Source organism: Dietzia sp. PP-33 (genome assembly GCF_033790845.1).
GTDB lineage: Bacteria > Actinomycetota > Actinomycetes > Mycobacteriales > Mycobacteriaceae > Dietzia.
On record NZ_JAMYEI010000007.1, the window covers coordinates 208,340 to 233,825 of the forward strand.

22 protein-coding genes and 2 riboswitches are annotated in these 25,486 nt (G+C 69.7%); of the genes, 6 read left to right on the forward strand and 16 right to left on the reverse strand.

All coding sequences use genetic code 11. The features are described 5' to 3' along the window. Positions 1 to 9: 9 nt before the first annotated feature. From NJE57_RS13585 to NJE57_RS13600, 4 genes are all read right to left on the reverse strand, one after another. Positions 10 to 147 (reverse strand): hypothetical protein, encoded by a 138-nt coding sequence (locus tag NJE57_RS13585; RefSeq protein WP_319028991.1) that lies wholly within the window; start codon positions 145 to 147, stop codon positions 10 to 12. A 79-nt stretch (positions 148 to 226) separates the two neighbouring features. Next, positions 227 to 1,003, reverse strand: coding sequence for a precorrin-6A synthase (deacetylating) (gene cobF / locus NJE57_RS13590; protein WP_319028992.1), 777 nt, complete (start codon positions 1,001 to 1,003; stop codon positions 227 to 229). A 91-nt stretch (positions 1,004 to 1,094) separates the two neighbouring features. Next, positions 1,095 to 4,928, reverse strand: a complete 3,834-nt coding sequence (gene cobN, locus NJE57_RS13595) for a cobaltochelatase subunit CobN (protein WP_319028993.1) — start codon at positions 4,926 to 4,928, stop codon at positions 1,095 to 1,097. Beyond that, positions 4,919 to 5,116, reverse strand: a riboswitch (cobalamin riboswitch). Its footprint overlaps the gene before it by 10 nt. A 64-nt stretch (positions 5,117 to 5,180) precedes the next feature. Continuing rightward, on the reverse strand, positions 5,181 to 6,515 hold the full coding sequence (locus NJE57_RS13600; protein ID WP_319028995.1) for a M23 family metallopeptidase: 1,335 nt from the start codon (positions 6,513 to 6,515) through the stop codon (positions 5,181 to 5,183). A gap of 81 nt (positions 6,516 to 6,596) precedes the next feature. On the opposite strand from NJE57_RS13600, the gene NJE57_RS13605 reads away from it, so the two are divergent. The 4 genes from NJE57_RS13605 (at position 6,597) to bluB (ending at position 10,533) form a co-directional block, all read left to right on the forward strand. After that, complete coding sequence (locus NJE57_RS13605; RefSeq protein WP_319028996.1) at positions 6,597 to 7,466, forward strand: nitrite reductase; 870 nt, start codon at positions 6,597 to 6,599, stop codon at positions 7,464 to 7,466. Next, positions 7,455 to 7,581: riboswitch (cobalamin riboswitch) on the forward strand. It overlaps the preceding gene by 12 nt. A 53-nt stretch (positions 7,582 to 7,634) precedes the next feature. Continuing rightward, positions 7,635 to 8,300: a precorrin-8X methylmutase gene (locus tag NJE57_RS13610; RefSeq protein WP_319028997.1), complete on the forward strand. Its 666-nt coding sequence runs from the start codon at positions 7,635 to 7,637 to the stop codon at positions 8,298 to 8,300. Continuing rightward, positions 8,297 to 9,844, forward strand: a complete 1,548-nt coding sequence (locus NJE57_RS13615; protein ID WP_319028998.1) for a precorrin-2 C(20)-methyltransferase — start codon at positions 8,297 to 8,299, stop codon at positions 9,842 to 9,844. The genes NJE57_RS13610 and NJE57_RS13615 overlap by 4 nt, the downstream gene beginning before the upstream one ends. Continuing rightward, the gene (bluB, locus tag NJE57_RS13620) at positions 9,841 to 10,533 is read left to right on the forward strand and encodes a 5,6-dimethylbenzimidazole synthase (protein WP_319028999.1); all 693 of its coding nucleotides are present in this window, start codon (positions 9,841 to 9,843) and stop codon (positions 10,531 to 10,533) included. The genes NJE57_RS13615 and bluB overlap by 4 nt, the downstream gene beginning before the upstream one ends. A 9-nt stretch (positions 10,534 to 10,542) precedes the next feature. On the opposite strand, the gene NJE57_RS13625 is transcribed toward bluB, so the two are convergent. The 12 genes from NJE57_RS13625 to NJE57_RS13680 form a co-directional block, all read right to left on the reverse strand. Continuing rightward, positions 10,543 to 11,523 (reverse strand): TIGR00341 family protein, encoded by a 981-nt coding sequence (locus tag NJE57_RS13625; RefSeq protein ID WP_319029000.1) that lies wholly within the window; start codon positions 11,521 to 11,523, stop codon positions 10,543 to 10,545. A gap of 90 nt (positions 11,524 to 11,613) precedes the next feature. After that, complete coding sequence (locus NJE57_RS13630) at positions 11,614 to 12,279, reverse strand: TrkA family potassium uptake protein (protein ID WP_319029001.1); 666 nt, start codon at positions 12,277 to 12,279, stop codon at positions 11,614 to 11,616. Then, complete coding sequence (locus NJE57_RS13635; RefSeq protein ID WP_319029002.1) at positions 12,272 to 13,609, reverse strand: TrkH family potassium uptake protein; 1,338 nt, start codon at positions 13,607 to 13,609, stop codon at positions 12,272 to 12,274. Before NJE57_RS13635 ends, NJE57_RS13630 begins: the two co-directional genes overlap by 8 nt. Positions 13,610 to 13,774: 165 nt before the next feature. Then, a complete protein-coding gene (locus tag NJE57_RS13640) occupies positions 13,775 to 14,575 on the reverse strand; it encodes a UbiA family prenyltransferase (protein WP_319029003.1) in 801 nt (266 codons plus the stop codon). 145 nt (positions 14,576 to 14,720) lie between these two features. Continuing rightward, a complete protein-coding gene (locus NJE57_RS13645) occupies positions 14,721 to 15,353 on the reverse strand; it encodes a Type 1 glutamine amidotransferase-like domain-containing protein (RefSeq protein WP_319029004.1) in 633 nt (210 codons plus the stop codon). A 21-nt stretch (positions 15,354 to 15,374) separates the two neighbouring features. Then, positions 15,375 to 17,060, reverse strand: a complete 1,686-nt coding sequence (locus NJE57_RS13650) for an ABC transporter permease (protein ID WP_319029006.1) — start codon at positions 17,058 to 17,060, stop codon at positions 15,375 to 15,377. After that, positions 17,057 to 17,989, reverse strand: coding sequence for an ABC transporter ATP-binding protein (locus NJE57_RS13655; RefSeq protein ID WP_319029069.1), 933 nt, complete (start codon positions 17,987 to 17,989; stop codon positions 17,057 to 17,059). The genes NJE57_RS13650 and NJE57_RS13655 overlap by 4 nt, the downstream gene beginning before the upstream one ends. Positions 17,990 to 17,994: 5 nt before the next feature. Beyond that, entirely contained in the window at positions 17,995 to 18,699 is a 705-nt protein-coding gene (locus NJE57_RS13660; RefSeq protein WP_319029007.1) for a TetR family transcriptional regulator, read from the reverse strand. A 102-nt stretch (positions 18,700 to 18,801) separates the two neighbouring features. After that, the gene (locus tag NJE57_RS13665; protein WP_319029008.1) at positions 18,802 to 19,689 is read right to left on the reverse strand and encodes a DUF5996 family protein; all 888 of its coding nucleotides are present in this window, start codon (positions 19,687 to 19,689) and stop codon (positions 18,802 to 18,804) included. A gap of 44 nt (positions 19,690 to 19,733) precedes the next feature. Beyond that, positions 19,734 to 20,243, reverse strand: a complete 510-nt coding sequence (locus NJE57_RS13670; protein ID WP_319029010.1) for a CGNR zinc finger domain-containing protein — start codon at positions 20,241 to 20,243, stop codon at positions 19,734 to 19,736. Positions 20,244 to 20,500: 257 nt separating this feature from the next. After that, the gene (locus tag NJE57_RS13675; RefSeq protein WP_319029011.1) at positions 20,501 to 20,977 is read right to left on the reverse strand and encodes a BLUF domain-containing protein; all 477 of its coding nucleotides are present in this window, start codon (positions 20,975 to 20,977) and stop codon (positions 20,501 to 20,503) included. Next, on the reverse strand, positions 20,961 to 21,209 hold the full coding sequence (locus NJE57_RS13680; protein WP_319029012.1) for a hypothetical protein: 249 nt from the start codon (positions 21,207 to 21,209) through the stop codon (positions 20,961 to 20,963). The genes NJE57_RS13675 and NJE57_RS13680 overlap by 17 nt, the downstream gene beginning before the upstream one ends. A gap of 358 nt (positions 21,210 to 21,567) precedes the next feature. Here NJE57_RS13680 and NJE57_RS13685 point away from each other — a divergent pair, with 358 nt between their 5' ends. Further along, on the forward strand, positions 21,568 to 22,992 hold the full coding sequence (locus tag NJE57_RS13685) for a 3' terminal RNA ribose 2'-O-methyltransferase Hen1 (RefSeq protein ID WP_319029013.1): 1,425 nt from the start codon (positions 21,568 to 21,570) through the stop codon (positions 22,990 to 22,992). Then, positions 22,989 to 25,484 carry a polynucleotide kinase-phosphatase gene (locus NJE57_RS13690; RefSeq protein WP_319029014.1) on the forward strand — a complete coding sequence of 832 codons (2,496 nt, stop codon included), beginning with the start codon at positions 22,989 to 22,991 and terminating at the stop codon, positions 25,482 to 25,484. The genes NJE57_RS13685 and NJE57_RS13690 overlap by 4 nt, the downstream gene beginning before the upstream one ends. Positions 25,485 to 25,486 lie beyond the last annotated feature (2 nt).

The window sequence follows — 25,486 nt, forward strand, 5'->3', positions numbered from 1 at the left end:
CCGGTGTGGTCAGCGCTTGCGGTTGCGGAACTTGTCCGCGAGCTCGCGGGCCTTGCGCTTGTTCTCCGGCTTCGACGCCTCACGCTTGGCCACATCGACAGCCTTGAGTGCGATCCCGCTCTTCAGTGCGTTCTTCAGGAAACCCATCGTGTACCTCCATGTCTCGGGGGAGCGCCAGTGTATGCACGGTCCCCGCCGGCCGCGACCGACCGCCGGATCCGCGGCATCACGGTGCCCTGCGCAGCAGGTAGACGTCCATCACCCAGCCGTGCTCGGCGCGCAGCCGCTCGCGGTGGGCTCGCAACCCGGGCAGGACGTCACCGACCTTGCCCGACACCAGACACTCCCCCGCGTCCCCGAGGTTGCCGCCCCACCAGATGTGCCAGTCGGCGAGATCGTCCAGCGGCAGGTCCGCGTTGAGCATCACCACCACGTTGTCCGCGCCGGCGGCCACGACCTCCGCCAGCCGGCGACCGGTGGTCACCGTGACCGTCCCGCCGATCTCGTGCAGGACCAGCCTGTGGCGCGCGGCCAGCACCTGCAGCGCGGAGATGCCGGGGACCACCTCCACCCGGAAGTCGAGGCGTCCGCGGGCGAGGATCCGGTCGACGATCCGCAGGGTGGAGTCGTAGAAGGCCGGGTCGCCCCACACCGGGATCGCCACGTCGCCGGGACGGTCCGTCAGGGTGCGCTCCCAGGCCAGCGAGCGGGCCTCGTGCCAGTCCCGGACCACGCCGCGGTACCCGACCCGGGAGGAGGTCGACGACGACGAGCGGTCCCGTTCCGGGTCGGTGACCCCCACCAGCTCGACGCCCGGCGCGTGCCGGGCGAGCAACTGCCGGCGGAGGTCGACCAACGGGTCGGCGGGTCCCTTCACGGCGGCGATCGCGTAGTCGGACGCCCGCAGGGCCTCGATTCCCTCGACGGTGATCTGGTCGAGCCCGCCCGAGCCGATGCCGACCACCCGCACCCGGCGGCAGGGCCGCTCCCGCGCCTCTGCCATCCGCGCGCAAGTACTGCACCCACACGCGATATCTCGTGTGCGGATGCAGTGGTCGCGCGCGTCTGGGCTGCTCGGGTCGAGAGGAGTTCGGTCAGTCGCCATGCGTGTCCTCGAGGTCGCCCTCGACGTCCAGGTAGACCTGCCGCATCCGGTCCATGATCTCGGCGTCCGGCTCGGCCCACAGCCCACGGTCGGCGGCCTCGGAGAGCCGCTCGATCATCCCGCGCAGGGCCCACGGGTTGGAGCGGCGCAGGAACTCCTGGTTGGTCTGGTCCAGGACGTATTCCCTGGCCAGCGTGTCGTACATCCAGTCGTGCACGACGCCGGCGGTGGCGTCGAAGCCGAAGAGGTAGTCCACCGTCGCCGCCAGCTCGAACGCCCCCTTGTAGCCGTGCCGCTGCATGGCCGCGATCCACCGGGGATTGACCACGCGCGCCCGGAACACCCGGACCGTCTCCTCCGCCAGCGATCGCGTGCGGATCGCGTCCGGCGTGGTGGAGTCCCCCACGTAGGCGCGGGGCTCGGTGCCCGTGAGCGCGCGCACGGTCGCGATCATCCCGCCGTGGTACTGGAAGTAGTCGTCCGAGTCGGCGATGTCGTGCTCGCGGGTGTCGATGTTCTTGGCCGCCACCGCGATGCGCCGGTAGTTGGTCCGCATGTCGTCCGCGGCCGGGACGCCGTCAAGGTCGCGGCCGTAGGCGAAGCCGCCCCAGCGGGTGTAGACCTCGGCCAGGTCGCGGTCGTCCCGCCAGTTGCCGGCCTCGATCGTCTGCAGGATGCCCGCGCCGTACGACCCCGGAGCGGAGCCGAAGATGCGGGTGGTCGCGCGGCGGTGGTCCGAGTGCTCGGCCAGGTCCGCGCGGGTGTGGGCGGCGACGTGGTTCAGATCGTCCGGCTCGTCGAGCTCGGCCACCATGCCGACGGCGTCGTCGAGCATGGTGATGACGTGCGGGAAGGCGTCCCGGAAGAAGCCCGAGATGCGGACCGTCACGTCGATGCGCGGGCGACCGAGCTCGACCGCCGGGATCACCTCGAGGCCGTTCACCCGGCGGGACGCCTCGTCCCACTCCGGCCGGACGCCGAGCAGGGCCAGGACCTCGGCCACGTCGTCGCCGGAGGTCCGCATGGCGGAGGTCCCCCAGATCGACAGGCCCACCGAGCTCGGGTACTCGCCGGTCTCCGCGACGTGCCGGTCGAGCAGGGAGTCGGCCATCGACTGCCCGGTCTCCCAGGCCAGCCGGGACGGGATGGCGCGTGGATCGACGGTGTAGAAGTTCCGTCCAGTCGGCAGGACGTTGACCAGCCCGCGCAGCGGGGATCCGGACGGCCCGGCCGGGATGAAGCCGCCGTCGAGGGCGTGCATGACCGAGCCCAGCTCGTCGACGGTGGCTGCCAGGCGCGGCACCACCTCGCGGGCGGCGAACTCCAGGACGCGGCCCACCTCGTCGTCGTCGTGGTCTCCCAGCCCCGCGGCGGCCAGGACCTGCGGCACCGCCGCGAGGTCCCACCCGCGGGAGTCCATGTCCTCGACCAGCGACCGGGCCAGCGCCTCCACGCGGTCGACCTCCGGGGTCGGGGCGTCCTCCGCCAGCCCGAGCGCGCGGCGCAGACCGGGGACCGCGCCGAACTCGCCGCCCCACACCTGCGAGGCCCGCAGGATCGCCAACACCAGGTTCACCCGCGCCTCGCCGGCCGGCGCCTGGCCCAGCACGTGCAGGCCGTCGCGGATCTGGACGTCCTTGATCTCGCACAGCCAGCCGTCGACGTGCAGCAGGAAGTCGTCGAACTCCTCGTCCCCGGGCTGCTGCTCCAGGCCCAGGTCCTCGTGCATGTGCGCGGACCGCATGAGGGTCCAGATCTGCGCGCGGATGGCCGGCAGCTTGGCCGGGTCCATCGAGGCGATGTTGCCGTACTCGTCCAGCAGCTGCTCCAGGCGGGCGACGTCTCCGTAGGACTCCGCCCGGGCCATCGGCGGCACCAGGTGGTCGACGATCGTGGCGTGGGCGCGGCGCTTGGCCTGCGCGCCCTCACCGGGGTCGTTGACGAGGAACGGGTAGATCAGCGGCAGGTCGGCGATCGCGGCGTCGGTCGCACACGCCGCCGACAGCGCGGCGTTCTTGCCCGGGAGCCACTCGAGCGAGCCGTGTTTGCCCAGGTGGACCAGCGCGTGCGCGCCGAAACCGTGCGCCAGCCACCGGTAGGCGGCCAGGTAGTGGTGAGACGGGGCCAGCTCAGGATCGTGATAGATCGCCACCGGGTTCTCCCCGAACCCGCGCGGCGGCTGGATCAATAGGACGACATTGCCCGCCTGGATGGTGGCCAGGACGATCTCACCGGCGTCGTTGACGAACAGCCGGCCGGGAGCCGGGCCCCACGCCTCGATCATCTCCGCGCGCAGCGACTCGGGCAGGTCCGCCGTCCACCTCAGGTAGTCGTCGGTGCTGATCCGCACGTGGCTGTCGGTGAGCTGGGCGTCAGTCAGCCACTCCTCGTCCTGCCCACCTGCGGCGATCAGCGCGTGGATCAGCGCGTCTCCGGCGGCGGTGTCATCAGGCAGCTCCTCGGTGCGCTCGAGGAAGCGTGCGATGGGCCCGTCGGCCGGCCCCAGGTCGTACCCCTCGTCGCGCATCCGTCGCATCAACCGGATGGTCGAGACCGGGGTGTCGAGCCCGACCGCGTTGCCGATCCGGGAGTGCTTGGTCGGGTACGCCGAGAGCACCAGGGCGATCCGGCGGTCGGCAGCGGGCACGTGGCGCAGGCGTGCGTGCGAGACCGCGATCCCCGCCACGCGGGCGCAGCGTTCGGGATCGGCGACGTACCGGGGCAGCCCGTCGGCGTCGATCTCCTTGAAGGAGAACGGCACGGTGATGATCCGGCCGTCGAACTCCGGGATGGCGATCTGGTTGGCCGAGTCCAGCGGGTTGACGCCGTCGTCGGAGGCCTCCCAGTCCTCCCGGCTCCACGTCAGGCACAGGCCCTGCAGGACCGGGATGTCGAGCGCGGCGATGCGTTCGACGTCCCAGGTCTCGTCCTCGCCACCCGCGCTCACCGCTCCGGGCGTGGTGCCGCCGGCGGCCAGGACGGTGACGACCAGTGCGTCGAGCGAACCGAGCGCCTCGAACAACTCGTCGGGGGCCGAGCGCAGGGACCCGGCGAACACCGGCACGCCCACGGCCTGCCCGGTGGCGTCGATCGCGTCCGCGAGCGCGTGCGCGAACTCGGAGTTCCCGCTGACCTCGTGGGCCCGGTAGTAGAGCACCCCGACGCGGGGGACGCCCCGCGACTGGTCCACCCGGGGGCCACCCCGCGACTGGTCGATTCCGCTCACGTTCTCCCAGGTCGCGTTCCGGGAATCGCGTCGTTCGTGACCACTCGCCGGGTAGTCGGCGACCGGACGCGGCGGCATCCCCCACACCGGGACGCTCTCCGGGGGTTCGAAGCCGGCTCCGGTGAGCAGCACCGTGTCCGAGAGGAAGGCGTGGAGCTGGGCGAGATTCCGCTCCCCGCCCTCCGCGAGGTAGCGGTGTGCCTCGGCCGCGATGCCGATCGGCACCGTGGACAGTTCCATCAGGTCGGCGTCCGGGGCCTGCTCGCCGCCGAGGACCACCACCGGCCGCCCCGAGGCCAGGACCGCGGCGAATCCGGGCTCCCACGACCGCCGCGAGCCGAGGATCCGCACCACCACCAGGTCGGCGCCGGCGAGCAGACCGGGCAGCTCCGCCTCCACGTCGATCCGAGACGGGTTGCCGAGCGTCCACCTCGCCCGCGAGGCACGCGCCGAGAGCAGGTCCGTGTCGGAGGTGGACAGCAGGGTGATGCGTGGTGCCTGGTGTGGTGCCGTGTCATTCGATGGTGCCGAGGCGTCGTCAGGGGACGCCGAACGCCGGTCATGGCGCATGTTCTTCTCCAAACCCTCGTGGAACATGTCGCCGTGGCCGGTCTCCTGGCTTTCGCATCGACGCCGTGCGACCGACCTTCCCGGATCCTGGAGGATCCAGTGGTCTCCGCCCCACTCGGGGACGGACGAGGGTCGCATGGCTCCGCGACTACAGTGGCGAGGGCCGCGCCGGCTTTTCCTCCGGCTTCCCGAGCACCACGGCACCGGCGAGCCTATCCGGCCCCGGTCCCCCACGGGTGCCCGGCCGTCGGAGCGGAGTGGTCGGCGTCGCTCGTCCGGCTAGGGGAAGGCCACGACCGCCAGGTTGAGCGGCATCTGGTCGGTCCGCGCCTCCCGCTGCTGCGGACCCTCCGGCAGGAAGGTGCCGGCCAGATAGTCGTCTGCATCGGCTATCCGCTGCGGTGGGACCTGCCCCTGGTAGTCGAAACTCCTGAATTCGTAGGGCAACGCATCCGCCTCGAGCAGGCTCGGCCCGTCCATCAGTTGGAAATGCAGGTGCGACGCGTTGGCGTTGCCGGTGTTCCCGAGCTCGCCGATCACCTGCCCCTCGGTCACCGTGTCGCCCGGTTCGACAGTGATCGACCCCGCGATCAGGTGTGCGTACATCGCGTAGACCCCGCCGCCGAGATCGAGCACGACGTGGTTGCCGTCCACGTTCTCGACGGTCAGCTCCGCCGCCAACTCGGGGTCGCTGGCGGGCAGGACACCCGGTGCATTGGCCTCCATACCGTCGAGGACAGAGACCACCGTGGCGTCGGCGACGGCGAGGATCTCGGCCCCGTAGTCGACATAGCTCTCGTTGCGGGTCCTGTCCCCGGAGTAGAACTCGCCGCTGTCGTTGGTGCGCTTGAAGTCGATGGCGAAGCGCTGACTGTTGTTCAGCTTCCCGTTGAGCGACATCACCGAACTGCGATGCGGGAAACCCGGCTCGCAACACCCGTTGAGGGCGACCCAGTTGTCGCCGCGTAGCGGTGGCGAGACGACCGGCACGGTCTGCGTGGAGAAGGCGACCGGCGTGGCCAGGTAGTCGATGGGCCCCGGCTCGCCGAAGGCCGGCGAGGCGGCACCGGTCCCGTAGACGTGGTGCAACACCGCTTCGGGGGCCTGGTCGAGGGAGTCCAGCGCGAAGTCGATGAACACCACGCGGCTCTCCTGGGGTGGGATCTCGGCGCTGTCGATGACCCCGGCCGGGAGGCCACGCAGGCGGTTGCAGTCACCGAAATCGCACTCCGGGTCGATCAGGGCCGAACCGGAGAAGCTGGCGATGATCTTCGTGGGATCGGTGCCGTCGACCACATCGATCTTGTCCAGGCTCGCCGGGACCCCGGTGGCGTTGGTCAGCTGCAGGTCGTAGGCGACGTGATACCTGCCGTCCGTTCCCCGGAACGGCAGCGGCGGATTCCCGATCGGAGTGATCGTGAGGGCGGTGAACGCGTCCGGCACGGTCACCCCGGCGACCGACCCGGCCGGCGGTGGCGCGGTGGTGCCGGCCGGCGGTGACGTCGAGGTGGTGCCGGCCGCCTGGGTGACGGAGTCCGACGAACACCCGGCCGCGACCAGAGCGACCGCGGCTACGAGGGAGGCGACGAGGGCGGGTACGCGGTGCGACGTCACGGCAGGACTCCGATTCTTCAAGAATTGTTTAGGAAACTACCACTCCCGGGCCGCGTCGAACAGGGTGTCAGACTGTGTCCCGTGAGCGTTTCCAAACCGGCCTCCCGCACCCGGACCGACATGTGTCCCGGAGTGCTGCGCCCGTGGCCCGCCGACGACGGCGCCCTGGTCCGGCTGCGCGTCCCTGGCGGCCGCGTGTCACCGGAATCCCTCGCCGCGCTGCACGGGGTCGCGGCGCGATACGGCGACGACGACGTGCACGTCACGACCCGCGCGAACCTGCAACTGCGGGCCCTGCCGACCGGGCGGGACGGGAGGCTCGCGGACGAGGTCGTGGGAGCCATCGTCGCGACCGGCCTGCTTCCCGCGCCCACGCACGAGCTCGTCCGCAACGTCCTCGTCTCCCCACTCACCGGACTGGTCGGCGGCCGCACGGACCTGCGCCCGCTGACCGACCGGCTCGACGCGGGCCTCCGGACGGATCCGGCGCTGGCCGGGTTGTCCGGCCGGTTCCTGTTCGTCCTGGACGACGGCCGCGGTGATCTCGTGACCCGCGACGGCGACCTGGGGCTGACGGTGCTCGATGGCGACTCCGCGCAGCTCCGTGTGGGCGGGAGCTGGTCCGCAGTGGTGCCCGTCGACGAGGCCGCCGATCGCCTGCTCGGCCTGGCGCGCGACTTCGCCCGCGCCCGCGGCACCGGTCCCGACGCCCCCTGGCACGTGCGGGAGCTCCCGGTGCCGCTCGCCGCCCCCCGCCCGGGCGACGGTCGCCTCCCCACCCCGGCCCCTGCGCTGTCGTATGGCCCGGTCCCCGGCTCCTCGGGGCGGATCGAGCACGTCGAGGCCCCGGACGGAGTTCTCGATCGTGCGTTGATCGATCGCCTCACCGGCGGGGACGTCACCGAGCTCGTGGTCACCCCGTGGCGCGGCGTGCTCACCGTGCGCACGTAGACTTCCGGCTGTCCCACGGCGAGGAACCCGGTGCGAATCCGGGGCGGTTCCGCCACTGTGAGGCCCGGTCGACGGGTCGCCAAGCCAGATACTGGCCGCGGGATCGGCGCGCTGCCTGACGCGTCGACTGTGACTTCTGACCGGGGCGAGAACCCCGAGGAGGACTCGATGCCTGCTGTCCACCGGCCCCCGCGCCGCTACGACTACGTCGACGACGGGCCGGCGATCTACCTCGACTCCTTCGCCACCATCCGGCGGGAGACCGATCTCTCGCGCGTCCCACCGGATGCCGAGCGCCTCGCCGTCCGGATGGTGCACGGCACCGGCCAGACCGATCTGGTGAACGACCTGCAGGTGCACCCCGGACTGGTGGGGGCCTCGCGGGCCGCGCTCGAGGCCGGATCGCCGATCCTGTGTGACGCCCACATGGTCGCCTCCGGCATCACCCGGGCCAGACTCCCCCGGGACAACGACGTGGTGTGCCTGCTGACCGATCCCCCCGTGCCCGAACTCGCGCGGCGGATGGGAACCACCCGCTCGGCCGCCGCCCTCTCACTGTGGGGCGACCGACTCGACGGCGCCGTGGTGGCGATCGGCAACGCCCCCACCGCCCTGTTCCACCTGCTGGAGATGCTGCTGGACGGCGCCCCCCGCCCGGCGGCGATCGTCGGGTGCCCGGTCGGCTTCATCGGTGCCGCCGAGTCCAAGGCGGCCCTGGCCTCCTTCGCGGACGACCACGGCATCGACATCCCGTTCGCCACCGTCCACGGCCGACGCGGCGGGTCCGCGATGACGGTCTCCGCGGTCAACGCCCTCGCGCAGGTGGCCGAGTGAGCACCGGTCCGGCGGGCGCGACCGGCGACGCGGGCCGGCTGTACGGCGTCGGCGTGGGACCCGGTGACCCCGAGCTGATCACCCTCAAGGCGGCCCGGCTCATCGGCGCCGCCGACGTGGTGGCCTACCACGCCGGCCGCGGGAAGGACTCCAACGCCAGGCGGATCGCCGCCGACCTCATCCCCGCCGGTGCGATCGAGGAGGTCCTGGAATACCCCGTGACCACGGGCCTCACCGACCACCCCGGCGGGTACGCGGGAGCGATCGCGGATTTCTACGAGCTCAGCGCCCAGCGGCTGGCAGAGCACCTCGCGGCCGGCCGGGACGTGGTCCTGCTCGCCGAGGGGGACCCGCTGTTCTACGGCTCCTTCATGTACATGCACGACAAGCTCGCAGGTCGGTTCGTCACCGAGATCGTGCCCGGCATACCGGCGTTCGCGGCCGCGACCGCCGCCGCCGCCACACCTCTGGTCCGCCAGACCGATGTGCTCACCGTCCTGCCCGGAACGCTGCCGGAGCCCGAACTGGCCCGCCGTCTCGCGGACACCGACGGGGCGATCATCATGAAGCTCGGACGCAACTTCCCGGCGGTGCGCCGCGCGCTGGAGGCTGCCGGTCGGCTCGACGGCGCGGTGTACGTCGAGCGTGCCTCGACGGCCGCCGAGGTGCACCACCCGGTGCGGGACGTCGATCCCGAGTCGGTGCCGTACTTCTCGCTCATCGTCGTCCCCGGCGATTCCCGGCAGCTCGATCCGTTCGGGCGACGCCCCTCGCCGCTGGGCGAGGGGGCCGTGCGCGACGTCGCCCCGGACGGGGAGCTGCACGTGGTGGGGCTGGGTCCCGGCCCGGACGACTGGCAGACCGCAGAGGCACAGCGGGTGTTGGCCGAGGTCGACCACGTGGTCGGCTACGCGCCCTATGTCGACCGGGTGCCCCAGCGCGCGGGTCTGACCCGGCACTGCTCCGGCAACACCGTCGAGGTGGACCGGGCCAGGCTCGCCCTGGACCTCGCCCGATCCGGTGAACGCGTGGCGGTGGTCTCCGGAGGGGACGCGGGCGTGTTCGGCATGGCCGCCGCGGTCTTCGAGGCCGCCGAGGACCCGCTGTACTCCCGGGTCGACGTGCGGGTCTCGCCCGGGGTGTCCGCCGTTCAGGCAGTCGCCGCGCGGGCCGGGGCCCCCATCGGCGCTGATTTCGCCGTGATGAGCCTGTCCGACCGGCTCAAGCCCTGGGAGGTCATCTCCCGGCGGTTGGACGCGATCGCCGCGGCGGACCTGGTCCTGGCGGTCTACAACCCCGCCTCGCGCTCGCGCACGCGCCAGGTCGCCGACGCCCGCGACGTCCTTCTGCGGCACCGCGACCCGGCCACCCCGGTCGTGATCGGCCGCGACGTGGGCCGGGCCGAGGAATCGCTGACCGTCACGACCCTCGCCGAGCTCGACTGCGACTCGGTGGACATGAAATGCCTGCTCATCGTGGGCGCGTCCGGCACCCGGGTCACCGAGTCCGGACGGGTGTGGAGCCCCCGGTTCGTGCGGTCATGACCCCGGATCCCCTGTGTGACGACGACGGCGACGAAGGCGGCGGCAGAGGCGGCGGCAGAGGCGGCGGCGGCGGCGGAGTGGGTGCTCCCGACCGGGATGCGCTGTGGCGGATCCTCGCCACGCGCCGCGACCACCGTCACTTCCACCCCACCCCTGTCCCGCGCGAGACCATCGAGCGGCTCCTCGAGGTCTTCACCGTGGCCCCGAGCGTGGGGCTGAGTCAGCCCTGGCACGTCACCGTGATCGAGGACCGCGGCGTGCGCGAGGCCGTCCACGCGGGTTTCCGGGCCGTCCGCGCGGCCGAGGCCCGGCGCTTCGACGGCGAGCGCCGCGCACTCTACGACTCGCTGCGTCTCGAGGGCATCCTCCAGGCGCCGGTCGGTCTGGTGGTCAGCCACGTCCCGCCCTCCGGCCCTGTACTGGGCACCACCAGCGTCCCCGCGGCCACCGAGTACAGCGTGATCGCCGCGATCACCCTGCTATGGCTGGCCGTGACGGCCGAGGGACTGGGCATGGGCTGGGTGAGCCTCGTGGACCCCGACCACCTCTCCGGCAGCGTGCCGCTCCCGGACGGCGCCCGGCCCCTGGCTTACCTGTGCCTCGGCTACCCCGCCCTCACGCTGGACGAACCGCTGTTGCAGACCGTGGGGTGGGGGCGCCGCTCACCGCTGTCGGTCGACTGGGTGTGACCTCGGGGCTCATCCGCCCTCGCTCTCGATGCGCCGACCGACAGTGTGGTCCACCACCACCGAAGGTCCCCAGGGCACGATCCGGTCGACTTCTCTCTGCAGCGCATCGAGCTCGGGGACGTCGCCAGGGGCGAGCACGTCCACTGTCACCACGTCAGGACGGACGGTCACGTTCTGCACCTCCGCGGATTCGGAGTCGACCAGCCACCGCCCCGCTGCGTCATGGATCTGTCCGGCCCACACGCTCGAGAGTGAGTTGGTCGACATGGGGACCAACACGACGACGAAAAGCAATGCCAGTACGAGGTACGCTCTGCGGCGCTGGCTCGCCTCTGCGGACTCAGCGGCTTCACGCGAGTAGCCCGAGACCATGAGGACGACCGTGCACGCGACGACGAGAGCGAGCACGTTCGAGGCGAACAACACGGTGGCACCCAGGGCCAGGGAGGGTGCATCGGACCCGAGACACACACCGATCACCGCCAGAGGGGGGACCAGCGAAATGGCGATCGCCACCCCCGGGAGGACGTCCCCGACATCTCGCCGGACTATCGCCACAGCCCCCGCGAAGCCTGTGGCGATCGCGGCGTAGAGGTCCACCAGGGTGGGCGAAGTCCGACCCGACACCTGCGAGTTGGAAAGCACGTGTGTCGGGTTGGGCAGAACCTGGGCCGCGACAAACCCGAGAGCCACCACGGCTACGACACTGAGCAGCACGAGCAACATGCTGCGCCCCACAGCCCCGGCCCGCCCGGTGACGATGCCGTACCCGATTCCCAGGATGGGCGTCGACAGTGGCGCAATGATCATCGCGCCGATCACGGTCGCGGTGGAATCGCCCGCCACGCCGGCCACCGCTATCACCCCGGACAGCACCAACATGAGCCAGAACGCGGAACGCTTGGCGGCTGAATCTCCGGTGTCCAGATCCAGTTTGTCAGCCAGTTCATCCAGCGATCGACGCTGACTATCCGGAATTAGAGCCGTCATGACACCCCTCCTCGACGAGCCGCTGACCAGCGGCGGCTCCCGTGTCCCCTGGTTCCCGACGACTCGGATGCTGCGCTATCCCGCCAGCGTCTAGGACAACTCCGCGAAGCGTTCGGTGTCGCGGGTCTTGCCCGAGACGATCACGGTGTCGCCAGGTGCGAGCATCGTGTCCGCGGTCGCGTAGGTGAAGCCCTCGCCCGGACGCTTGATGGCCACTACGGTCACGCCGTAGTCGGTGCGGATCGTCGTCTCTCCGAGCGTGCGGCCGACCGCGAAGGCGGGCACGGTCGTCTTGACCATCGCGAATCCGTCGTCGAACTCGATGTAGTCCATCATGCGTCCACGGACCAGATGGGCGACCCGCTTTCCCATGTCGTGCTCGGGCCGGACCACGTGATGGACGCCGATCTGGGTCAGGATCTTGGCGTGGGAGTTGCTGGTGGCCTTGGCCCAGATGTTCGGCACCCCGAGATTGATCAGTACCGACGCGGTGAGCAGGCTCGCCTCGAGATCGGACCCCATCCCCACCACCGCCCGGTCGAACTGGTGGACGGACAGCTGCCGCAGGGACTCCTCGTCCGTGGTGTCGGCCACCACCGTGTGGGTCAATCGGTGGGAGACCTTCTGCACCACCGCGTCGCTGGAGTCCACCCCCAGCACTTCCGCTCCCTGTGCCATCAGTTCCAGTGCCAGGGACTTGCCGAACCGGCCCAGCCCCAGCACCACAACAGCATCGGACGTTCGTCGCCTAGCCAATGAGGGGCCTTTCTGCGGGAAGGTCGTATCGTCGACCGCGCTGCCGCGCGGCCAGCGCACTGACCATCGTGATCGGGCCGATCCGGCCCAGGTACATCAGCAGTACCAGTATCCACTGCCCCCAGTGGGGGAGATCGGCGGTGATGCCCGTGGAGAGCCCGACGGTGGCGAACGCCGAGGTGACCTCGAACAAGAGCTCGTTGAGCCCGAACGGGGTGCCGGCGAGCAGCACGATCGTCGAGGTCATGACGAGGCCGATGCCGATCAGGGCCACCGCCAACGCCTGGCGCTGCACCCGGCTGTCGACGCGACGATCGGCGATGGTCACCGACCGCTCCCCCCTCACCTCGGCGATGATGATGAACAGCAAGAGGGCGAAGGTGGTCACCTTGATCCCGCCGGCGGTGCCCCCGCTTCCGCCCCCGATGAACATCAGCACATCGGTGACCAACAACGTCGCGTCGTCCAATAGTGCGTAGTCGACGCTGTTGAACCCCGCCGTCCGGGGCATCACTCCCTGGAACGCGGCCACCAGGACCTTCTGCGCCGCACTGTAGGTCTGTAGGGTCCGGGCCCACTCCAGAGCGAGGACGGCGAGGAAGCCGACGACGAGCAACACGGCCGTGACCCAGAGGGTCAGTCGCGTGTGCAGACTCCAGCCCCGCCGTAGCCGGCTCTCCGGCGCCGCCCGCCTCAGGCGTCGCCCGACCTCGAAGAGGACCGGGAAGCCCAGACCACCCAGGATCACCGCCACCATCAGCGGCACGCAGATCCACGGGTCGGTGGCGAATCCGATGATGTTGTCGCTGTACAGGGCGAACCCGGCGTTGTTGAACGCCGATACCGAGTGGAACACCCCGAGCCACAACGCCCTCGCCACGGGCTCGTCATAGCCCACGGCGAAGCGGAGGGCCAGGGCCGCCGCCGTGACCACCTCGATCAGGAGGCTCAGACGGATCACGCCGATGACGACGTCGCGGACGTCGCCGAGTTCGGACGCACGTGCCTCGGCCGCGGTGTTCATCCGTGCCTTGAGCCCGATCTGGTCGGCGAGCACCAGGCCCACCATCGAGGCCATGGTCATGATCCCCAGCCCCCCGATCTGGATCAGAGCGAGGATGACCACCTGCCCGAACCCGGACCAGTGCACGGGGGTGTCGACCACGATCAACCCGGTCAGACACATCGCCGAGGTCGAGGTGAACAGCGCCTCGGTCACGCTCGTGCCACCACCGGGCTCGACCGCCCCCGGAAGCAGTAGCAGTGCCGTGCCCACCACGATCGCGGCAGCGAAACTCAACGCCACGACCCGGACCGGGCTGAGAGTCACCCACCCCGCCCACCGTCGTGCACCAAACGGCGACAGCCGCCCGTCATCAGTCACGAGGAACGACTGTAGACCCGTCGCCCTCGTCCACCGCACGAAAGCCCTCGGTCCAGCTGGAGGTCACCCGAGTGCCCATCGACCGCACCCGCGAAAAGTACTGACCCGGCATCACCCGATCAGCAGCATCACGACGTTGACTCCTGCGATGGCGATCGCCGCATAGAACGGGCCCTTTCCCGTGGTGCGGGTCGCCGCCACCGCCAGCACGAGCACCGCGGCCAACAGGATCCACTGACCGGCCGTCGGTGGAGTGCGCCTGCCGAAGACAGAGACCACCGATGCGGCGACGAGTGTCAGCGCGGCCACAGACGGCACCAGCGAAGGTGGCAGTCGATGAGGCAATCCTCTGACTCCGGTCACCGCGTCGTCGGCGAGGTCGGGCATGGCATTGAGCAGGTGCGCTGCAAAGCCGAGCAGAGCGCCGACGGCGACCATCCACAGCGGCGGTAGAGCAGCCGGTTCCCGGGACAGGGACACCACGGCGGGCAAGGAGCCGAAGGCGAGCGAATACGGAAGCCAGGACAACACGGTGGACTTGAGCGCGAAGTTGTAGGCCAGAGCTGCGCCGACCCCCGACGTGAGATGGAGAAGGCCGGCGCCGAGTCCGCACAACAGCGACGCGAGAACACAGACCACACCTGCGGCGCCGATCGCCGAGCGCACCACCCCGACCGAGATCTGTCCGGTCGCGAGCGGTTTGTCGCTGCGGCCGACCCGACGATCACGCTCGCGATCGCAGAGATCATTGGTCCAACCCACGACGAGCTGACCACTCAGGACAGCGGCGAAGAGCACCACCGCCGTGTACGTGCTCACTCCCATACTCGCCGCGAGCAACAGGGTGAGCACTGTGACCGCAAGCGCCGGTGCGGGGTGGGCAGTCCGTACGAGTGGGAGGACTAGGGACATCGCCGCGTCTCGATTCCGCTGCCGGCGAGCCAGTTCATGGGTTCAGCGAACCTCGTTCCGGTAGAGCGTTCATCCTGCCTGGCGAGGTCCTCGATGGTCCAGGCCCGACCCGACTCGACCCGACCCGTCGCGTCGCGGCCGCGATTCAGGGTGAGCTGACCAGGCGCGGTATCGCACCGTCGACGAGCAGCGCCTGATCGTCATGGACAAACGTGAGTGGATAATCGCTCCCGTAGGTGTCCTTGAGCCGTGCGATGAGCGCGGGTGGGTAGGGCGGCAAGGCGCCATCCGCGTGGGGGATCACGACGGTGTCGACCAGTCCGAGTCCGCCGTAGTCGGTGAGCTCAGGCGCGGCGGAGGGGTCGTCCATGAGGCTGACCGGCTCGATGCTGGGGCCGGTGATGACCGATCCGGCGCTCGAACCGATGTAGGGCAGTCCCGCGCGCACCCGCTCGACGAGGATCGCATCCACACCGACGCGGCGCAGCGCCGCCAACAGCACGAAAGTGTTACCACCTGCGACGTAGAGGACGTCGACCCGGTCGAGCACGTCGGCGAACGCGCCCGCGTCGTCGAACTCGGCCGCGGTGATGTCGGTCAGCACGTAGCCCAGTTCCGAGAGCTGCGCGCGTTCAGCGGCCGCGAACGCGGCACCCGCGTAGGGACTGGCAGCGTCGTTCAGATACCCGATGCGCACCGCGGGCGCGGGCCGGTTGACGTGCTGGGCGACGAAGTCCGGCACGGCGCCGACGCCGAGGGACAGCAGGAGCAGATTCATGGCGCCACTCTACGAAGGGGGTCAGACTTGTCGACGCCGGAACCCGGCCAGTCCCACGGCCACGAGGATCCCCGCCAGGACTGTGACGACGAGGAACGGCACCACGGCGAACTCCTCCACCGGGAGCGCCGCGAGATGGTGCAGCGGAGAGAGCGACCGGAGCCAGTCGGGAAGGTCCAGCAGGTCGGCGAAGTTGGTCACCAGGAACATCAGCGCGACCACCGCCCAGCCGACGGGGGCCGTCAACCGCGGCACCCAGCCGTACAGCAGGGCGCAGATTCCCAGCACCATCAGGACCGCGGGAACGGCTCCGAGGTGCGCGGCGATCACTTCGCCGACGAGCGAGACGTCTCCGGTGACGCCGGCGGCGGCGAGCGCGGTGAGGACCCCGGTGACCAGGAGGATGAGCACCGCGCCCGCGGCCACGACGGCCAGGTGGGCGCCCGCCCACGAGACGCGGCTGACGGGGGTCGCCAACACGAGGTCGGCGCGGCCCCGCCCCTCCTCGTCCCAGAGTGACTGCAGCGCGTAGACCACATACGCGGCGGTGAGGACGGCGACGAACGACCCGAGGAACGCCACGTAGCCGCCCACCAGACCCTGGGCGCCGAACATGTCCTGCATCGCCTGCGGCATGTCCTGGCTCGCGCTGAGCATGGCGTCGGTGAACGCGCCGTTGACGGCGCCCAGGACGACGATGGCCGCGCCCCAGCCGAGCAGGGCGCCGCGCTGGAGCCGGGCGGCCAGGCCCACCGGGTGCCCGAGGAACCGGCCGGCGTGCGCGGGGCCGGGGCGGGGGGCGAGGAGGCTCGCGCCGAAGTCGCGGCGCGACTGGAGGACGTAGGCGGCGGAGGACCCGACGACGGCGACGACGACGAGGGGGAGCAGCGGCCACCAGCGGTCGTACACATAGGGGGCCGTCTGGGCAGCCCACCCGAGGGGCGAGGCCCAGGACAGCGCGGACCCGCCGACGGCCGCCATGTCGCCGAGCGCCCGGAGGATGAAGGACACCCCCAGCACCAGCCCGGCCATCCCCGCAGCCGCCCGTGAGTAGGCGCTGAGCTGGGCGGTCACCGCCGAGATCCCTGCGAACGTCATCCCGGTGAGCGCGGTACCCAGTCCGATGAGCAGGGAGCCGAGCGGGGCGAAACCAGTGGCGACCGCCAGACCGGCGACCACCACGCACGCGAGGGCGTTGGTGATCGCGGCGACGATCAGCGTGGCGGTGAGGGCGGAATGCCGGCCGGTGACGCTCGCGCGGATCAGCTCGGCGCGGCCGGTCTGCTCCTCGACGCGGGTGTGCCTGGTGACCAGCATGATGTTCATCAGTGCGGCGAGCAGGAACAGGTACGGCGCGTAGCCGGCGGCGAAGAACCGCTCGAAGGTGGGGGCGTCCATGCCTAGGGCCGGGCCGGTGAACATCCGCCCGACCGGCTGGGTGAACAGGGGCACGACCGCGGCCAGGTCCTCCTCGGTCGGCGCAAGCTGCGGGAGGGCGGCGCCGATGTAGACCACGAACAGTCCGAGGCCGCCGACCCAGGCCGGGAGCTTGATCCTGTCCCGTCGCAGGAAGAACCGCACCAGGGTGCCGGTGCCGGCCAGCGCGGAACCGGGCCCAGCGCCGTGCTCGTGCTCGCGACGGGCGGTGGGCGTGGCGGTCATCGCACTGCCGGTCATCGCACCGCCGGTCATCGCACTGCCGGTCATCGTTCTGCCCTCTGCCCCTCGGGCTCGGCCTCGGTCTCACCAGCGGCGCCGTAGTGGCGCATGAGCAGTTGTTCGAGGGTCGGGGGATGGGCGACCAGCGAACGGACGCCCAGTGGGGCGAGTGCCCGGACGGCCTCGTCGACACTGTCCCCGTCGACCTGAAAGCGGACCTCGTCGTCGTCGTCGACCTCCACATCGTGGACACCCGGGACCCGACGCAGGTCGTCCGACGGACGGTCGGTACGGGCGACCATCGTGGTGCGGGTCATGTGACGAAGTTCCTCCAGGCTCCCGGTCTCGACGGTGCGACCCTGCCGCACGATGGAGATGCGGTCCGCGAGTGCTTCGACCTGCGCGAGGATGTGACTGGAGAGCAGGACGGTGCGGCCGGCGGCCTTGACCTCACCGATCGCGTCCTGGAACACGACCTCCATGAGGGGGTCGAGGCCCGCGGTGGGCTCGTCGAGCAGGAGAAGTTCCACGTCGGAGGTCAGGGCGGAGATGAGCGCCACCTTCTGCCGATTGCCCTTGGAGTAGGTGCGGGCCTTCTTGGTGGGGTCCAGGTCGAAGCGCTCGCACAGCTCATCGCGACGGCGCCTGTCGAGTGGGCCGCGTAGCCGGGCGAGAAGGTCGATCACCTCGCCGCCGGTGAGAGTGGGCCACAGTTCCACGTCCCCGGGCACGTACGCGAGACGGCGGTGGAGCTCGACGGCGTCGGTCCACGGGTCGCCGTCGAGCAGTCGCACGGCGCCTCCATCGGCCCGGAGAAGGCCGAGCAGGACGCGCATGGTGGTGGATTTTCCGGCGCCGTTGGGGCCGAGGAAGCCGTGCACCTCACCCCGGGCCACCTCGAGGTCCAGGCCATCGAGGGCACGCGTGGTGCCGAAGGTCTTGACCAGCCCTCGCGCGGAGATCACGAGGTCGTTCATGGTGCTCACTTCTCCTTCTCGGGATCGTCAGGGGTGTCGAAGGCGTCCGTGAAGCGGTCGAGGGTGCCGGGTTCGAACAGGCCCTGGCTGAACAGCTCCACGACCGGGAGCACGTAGGGGGCGAGGTTCTCCGGCGGGGCCTCGGTGTCGAGGAAGTCCACGCCGAGCAGTCGGTTCATGTGCTCGTGCAGGACCAGTGATCCCAGCGACCAGAGCGTCAGCACGACGACCCGTTCGCGCGAATGGGCGCTGGGCTTGATGAGACCGGCCTCGACGGCGGCCCCGGTGTAAGCCTCGGCGTCGGCGACCATCTCGTCGATGAGGTGCGCGATGTGGTCGCCGCCCTCCGAGAGGGTGCGGGCCAGGTAGCGCAGCAGCGGACGACTGTCCTCGATCTGCCGCAGCGACTGGAGCGGATCCAGCTGCGGGCCCGGGCCCATCGCGGACTCCTTGCCCTGCCGCACCAGCCGCACCACGTGCTCGTCGCAGGCCCGGTGCAGTCGGTCCTTGCTCCCGAAGTGGTGGAGGATCAGCGCCTGCGACACCCCCGCCTCGGCGGCGATGGTCTTGAGACTCGTTCCCTTGACGCCGTTTTCGCCGAACCGGGAGATGGCGGCGTCCAGGATGCGGTCGGCTCCGCTGCGATCGGCTCTACTTCGATCGGCTCTGCTTCGATCGGCTCTGCTGCGGGCCGGGTCGTCGTCGGGCACGGCGGCCGCCTCTCGTTGCTGACTGAGTATTCAGTCAGCATAGGCCTGACTGAATGGTCAGTCAACGACCGTTGCGCCGACCGCCGTGAGAGCAGCCGGCGACTAGACCCAGCCCGCCGTCTCCGCCGCCGCGCGATGGGTCTGTTCGAGGAATCTCAGCACCATGGCGTCGGGGTCCGGCACCTGTCGCACCAGGTGGTACGGCAGCACATACTCCCCCAGCGCGCTGTCCCAGTGCGCGGGCGCCTCGACCGCCGGGTGGGTGTCGTACCCCTCGGGGTGGGGATAGGCGTACGCGTAGAAGATGCCCTCCTCCGCACCACCCGGCCAGTACCCCGCGCTCGACACCTCGTCGCTGTAGGCCTCGTGCATCACCCGGTCCGGGCAGTTCGGGACGCCACCGGGGTGCTCGGGGGCGGAGCGTCCGGAGAACCGGGTGACGGCCAGATCGAACGCACCCCAGAAGAAGTGGACGGGCGAGGACTTTCCACGGAACCCACCACGGAACGCCGACAGGACGCCGTGCGCGCTGACCAGCGACCTCCAGAAACGGGCCACGGCGTCAGCGTCGTACGACGTGTGTGTGGTGTCCTCGGCGAAAGGGATCACCTCCGGCAACTCGACCGGGGTCCCGACGATCGGCACGTCGAACCCCAGATCACCAAGGTGGCCGGTGTACTCGGCGTAGAAGTCGGCGACGGTCCGCGGTTCGAGCGCCATCCGACGGGTGCTGCCGTCGGTGACGAGGAGCAGGAGTTCGTGGCTGATGAAGTCGAAGCGAATCTCGAGCCCGCGGCCCCCGGCGACCATCAGGGATGTGGTGAGCCCTCGCGCGTCCACGTACAGCGGGACGCCCCACCAGTGGTTGATGTCGGGCCCGAGGGCCATGCGCGTCTTACCGACGATCTGGGTCCACAGCTGAACCGTGTCCCGGGTGTCGATCCATGAATTCAGGGGCAGGGCCGGCCAGGGCTCGTCTCGCGTCTCCATCGCCACATGATCCCCGATCTCGGGGCCGGACGACACCCCCTGCGTCACCCGCGTCGACGGCCGGGGGTCCGGTGCCGTCGAACAGCGTCGTGGTTGCCGCATCGGGCGCTGCAATAGCGCCGCCCACCGTTCCGGCTGGTATCGACAAATACCTCGGGACATCCCTCCCGCAGGCAGGCACCCAGGCGCCCACCCTCGGATTCGACGGTGAAGATCGCCAGACCACCGGCAGTTATCGCCTTGACACGGTCCACCACGTCGTCACCGTCAGCGGCGAAGTGCAGGTGGGGCTTGTGACCGTCATGCGTGCTCAGGGACGGCCTCGACGTTGCCGACTCCAACAGCAGGTTGATCGCGTCGCATCTACTGTCCACGTCCATGGCCGAGAACGGCGCCCTCAACTGCAACGCCCACTCATGGAGCCGCGCAGACATCGAACCGGCGAGTTGGGGCCTACGAACGCGGTGATCGCGGAGCACGGCCACAGCGGTGTCGGTGTCCCATCCTCGGGCGGCGAGGGAGGCCAGTTCCGCTGCGAGCGTCGGGCCGACCATATTGCCATGGTTGAACTGCACTGACCCATTGCACCACAGTCAGCGCATGACGAGAACAGCCAGTTCACCCACTGCTTGTGACCACGACGCCCCGGTGCCACCACCCGCTGATCCGGACGCGCACCAGCACGCTTGGCTGCCGGGCTCCTCGCACCGCACCAGCGAGGGCACCGTGGTCTACGAGTCCTGCCACTGCGGGGCGCATCGCGTCCTGCGTGGCGGCGTGCTCGTCGCCCGGGTGCAGTCGGACGCGAGACTCAGGTCGAGGTCGAGCGATCCTTCACCTTGAACCAGATCGAGAAGTCCTCGGCTGCCCGGCGTACGACGTCGTAGTTCGACCCGCCGGTGAGATCGTTGAAACTGTCCCGTACGCCGTCGACGCCGGTCGACCGGGTCTCCTTGGGGATTCCGAAACCCATCTTCCAGTCGGCGAAACTGCGTTCGGCTGCGGATTCCGTCAGCAGGACCCGGACACGATTATGCCGGTCATCGGCTGCGATGCGCGTCATCAAATCGTCTATCGCAGACGGAGGACCTTCGAGAAACTGGACGAAGCAGTTGTTCCTGAAGAGAAGGACGCCGGTGATCCCGGCTGCACGATTTCGCTCTCGGGAGGTGAACAGAATGGACTCCAGATCGCCCGGCATCATCTTCCGCACCGGCACGCTCGTATACACGAGATACTTCAGTCCGGGAGCCCCTGGCGACGTGTGGGGATCAGTATCCAGCGACATTCGATTCTCCGTCGCTCGCGTCGGATGAATACAGACCATTCAGGCTGAATATCGCCTCTTCCAGCGTGCTGGACTGGCCTTGCGGTCTCGACATCCTGTCGTAGCAGGTAAAACTGCCGTCAGGGTTCTGGTCGATATAACCCACGAAATTGCCGCGGAAGTTGCCGACAAAGAAACTGTCTTCCACCTGGGACCATCGAATTTCCTGGTCCCCATCGATTGCCGAATTCACACCCAACCCTTTTCTCCTACACAAAGTGCATCACCAATTGCATTACAAGCCGAAGAACGCAGCCCGAGCCACGTCACCAAGAGACGCTGCCACCGCTCGCGGCCACACCGGGGACGGGCACGCGTCGACGTTTCACCCGACCCCAAAGAACTCTTCTTGCCTAAAAACTCACATTCCTCTGAAGCTATCCGCCATAGCGGCACACGCGCCCATCATGATGCGCCCCGGGGGGCCGCGCCACCGATAGCACTGACCGCGTCCGGGACACGGGCGCCTGCGCCGCCCGGCCGAGGACGCGATCGGACCTCACCCGGACCACAGTGCCGCCCCGGCGACCTGGCTGGGGCAGACTGACCGCATGTTACTGACGATCACTGCCCGTCGTTCGGAGGCGCTCGCCACGCCAGGTGATCTGGGTTTCCTGCTGCACAAGCATCCCGACAAGGTGCAGTCATTCGGCGTATATGCAGGTACGGCGCACGTGTTCTACCCCGAGGTCAGCGCGGAGGCGTGTACTTCCGCGGTGCTTCTGGAAGTGGACCCGGTGGCGCTGGTGCGGGGACGCTCCGGGCGCGGTGACGCCTTCGCGCTGGGGCACTACGTCAACGATCGCCCGTACGTGGCGTCGTCGCTGCTGGCGGTGGCGATGGGCAAGGTGTTCCGGTCGGCACTCAATGGACAGTGTGTCGGCTACGAGCAGCTGGTCGAGACTCCCCTGGATCTGACGATCTCGCTACCGGCGGTGCCCGGTGAGCCCGGCCTGGTGCGACGGTTGTTCGCGCCGCTGGGATGGGACGTCCAGGCCGAGCCGATCGCGTTCGACGCCACCAGGCCCCAGTGGGGCGCGGCGCCGCTGGCGACTCTGACGCTGACAGGGTCGGTGCGGCTGGCGGATGCTCTCAGCCAGCTGTACGTCCTACTCCCCGTCCTCGACGACGCCAAGCACTACTGGGTGGGCCAGGACGAGGTCGACAAGCTGATGCGCGCCGGGGCGGGATGGTTGCCCTCCCACCCCGAGCGCGACCTGATCGCGCATCGCTCCCTTGCCGGCCAGCGCGATCTCCGCGAGAGTGCCCTGTCCCGGCTCGCCGAAGTGGACGACCGCCTCCGGGAGAACGTTCGTGACGACGCGGCTGGCACGGACGTAGCCGCCAGCCCACGCCCCCTGGTCAGACTGCGTCACGACGCCGTTCTCGAGGTGGTCCGCGACCTGGCCCCGGCGTCGATCGCCGATGTGGGCTGCGGCTCCGGCGCCCTGCTGGGCAGCCTGCTCAAGGTCCAGGGCGTGGCACGCGTGATCGGCACGGAGGTCTCGGACATCGCCCTGTCCAAAGCCGCCACGCGGTTGAACGTGGACTCGATGACCGAACGCGAGGCCGACCGCCTGTCCCTCCTGCGCTCCTCACTGATGTACGAGGACGAGCGGCTCGCCGATCTCGACGTGGCGATCCTGATGGAGGTGATCGAGCACGTCGATCCCGACCGCCTGCCGGCTGTGGTGCGCAACGTGTTTGGCGCGATGCATCCCCGGCACGTGGTGATCACCACGCCCAACGTCGAGTACAACGTGCACTATCCGGCGCTGGCCGAGGGAGGCTTCCGGCACCCGGATCACCGCTTCGAGTGGACGCGGACACAGTTCCGATCCTGGGCCAACTCAGTAGCCGGCGCCCACGGGTATCGGGTGGATTTCCATCCCGTGGGCGAGGCCGACCCGCAGGCCGGGCCGCCGACGCAGATGGCCGTGTTCAGCCTGTCCGCCCCCGTGGAGGTGTCCGTATGAGTGAGCTGTCCATCCCGGAGCTGTCCCTGGTCCTGCTCATCGGGGCCAGCGGGTCCGGCAAGTCGACTTTCGCCGCGACACACTTCGCCCCCACCGAGGTGATCTCCAGCGACGACTGCCGGGCGATGGTCTGCGATGACCCCAACGCCCAGGACGCCACCGCAGACGCGTTCGCGGTGCTGGAGTTCATCGCCGGCAAACGCCTGGCACGGGGGCTGCTGACAGTGATCGACGCGACCAATGTGCAGCCAGCGGCCCGCAGGTCGCTGCTGGCCCTGGCCAAGGAGCACGACGTGCTGGCCGCCGCCATCGTGCTGGACCTACCCACCTCGGTGGCTGTGGAGCGCAACGCGGCACGCGCGGATCGCGACTTCGGAGCCCGGGTGATCAAGCGCCAGCAGGACCAGCTGCGCCGCTCGATGCGCGGGCTCAATAAGGAGGGGTTTCGTTCCATTCACGTGCTGGATTCGGAGCAGGCGGTGGCCGAGGCCTCGATCGCGCGGACCCGGTTGTTCAACGACCGTCGCGACGACCACGGACCGTTCGATGTGATCGGTGATGTCCACGGGTGCCGCGCCGAGCTGGAGGAGCTGCTCCGGACGCTGGGCTACGCCCTGGAGAGGGACCAGGCAGGCCGCGCGGTCGACGCCCGCCACCCTGAGTCGCGGCGCGTGGTGTTCGTGGGCGACCTGGTCGACCGCGGCCCCGACTCTCCGGGAGTGCTGAGATTGGCGATGGGCATGGTCGAGTCCGGCAACGCCCTGTGCGTGTCGGGAAATCACGAGGCCAAGCTCGCCAAGGCGCTGGGGCGGGGGTCCGTCAAGGCCACCCATGGTCTGCAACAGACCCTCGACCAGTTGGCGACAGAGGACGGCTCGTTCGTCGCCAGGACCCGTGCGTTCTGTGACGCTCTCGTGGCGCATTACGTCCTGGACGACGGCAACCTGGTCGTGGCACACGCCGGTCTGAAGGAGAAATACCACGGTCGCGCATCCGGGCGGGTACGCGCGTTTGCCCTGTACGGAGACACCAGCGGCGAGACCGATGAGTTCGGCCTACCCGTCCGGTATCCGTGGGCCGAGGACTACCGCGGGTCGGCAACGGTGCTGTACGGGCACACCCCCGTCACCGAGACGGAGTGGGTCAACAACACCCTGTGCCTGGACACCGGGTGCGTGTTCGGCGGGTCCCTGACCGCGCTGCAATACCCGGAACGCCAGATCGTCTCAGTGCCCGCCCGTGACACCTACTACGAGCCGATCCGGCCCCCGGCGCCGCCCGAGCGGGATCCCGCGACCCTGAGGCTGACCGACGTGCTCGGGCCCCGGATCATAGAGACCCAGTACATGGGACGGGTGTCGATGCGCGACGACAATGCGGCCGGGGCGCTGGAGGTGATGAGCCGCTTCGCCGTCGACCCCAGACAGCTCTTCTACCTCCCGCCGACCATGTCGCCGGTGGACAGCTCCCCGCGCGACGACCTCCTCGAACACCCTGATCAGGCGTTCGACCACTTCGCCAAGCAGGGCGTCGAGCGCGTGATCTGCCAGGAGAAGCACATGGGTTCCCGCGCCGTCGTGCGCGTGACCGACCAGGGCGGCGGGGTGATCCACTCCCGCACCGGTCGCTCGTTCCTGCCCGATGACCAGCAGTCGGTGGTCCTGCAAAGGATCGCTCGCGCGGCCACAGCCGCCGGGGTGTGGGAGGACCTGGGCGCCACCTGGCTGCTTCTCGATACCGAGATTCTGCCGTGGACGCTCAAGGCCGAACCGATGATCCGGGACCAATACGCCGCAGTGGGCGCCGCCGCTACCACCGCCCTTCCCTCCGCCATAGACCTGCTCGAGTCTGCCGCGCACCGCGGCATCGACGTCCAGAACCTGCTCGACCGGACGCGTGCGAGGGCCGCGAACGCCGAGAGGTTCGTCGAGGCCTACCGTCGCTATATCCAGCCGGTCGACAACAATCTCGGCCTGCAGATCGCCCCGTTCCAGATGGTGGCCAGCGACGCCGGCACCTACGAGAACCGGGACCATCACTGGCACCTGGACCTGGCGGACCGACTCGTCGTCGCTGACCCGGAACTGTTCCGCACCACCCGCCGCCTCGTCGTCGACGTCGCCGGCGATGGTTCGCGCGCTGCAGGGTCGGCGTGGTGGGACGATCTCACCTCAGCCGGCGGTGAGGGCATGGTCGTCAAACCTCTCGCCAACCTGACCCGAGGCAAGAAGGGGCTGGTCCAGCCCGGCCTCAAGGTCCGCGGACGTGAATACCTGCGCATCATCTACGGCGCCGAATACACCACCCCGGGGACACTGGCCGGCCTGAAGAATCGCTCGCTCGGACAGAAACGTTCCATGGCGCTACGTGAGTACGCGCTCGGCCTCGAAGGGGCACGCCGGGCCGCAGCCGGTGAGCCGGTCTGGCGAATCCACCAGTGCGTCTTCGGTGTCCTGGCCATGGAGTCCGAACCGGTCGACCCTCGGCTGTGAAT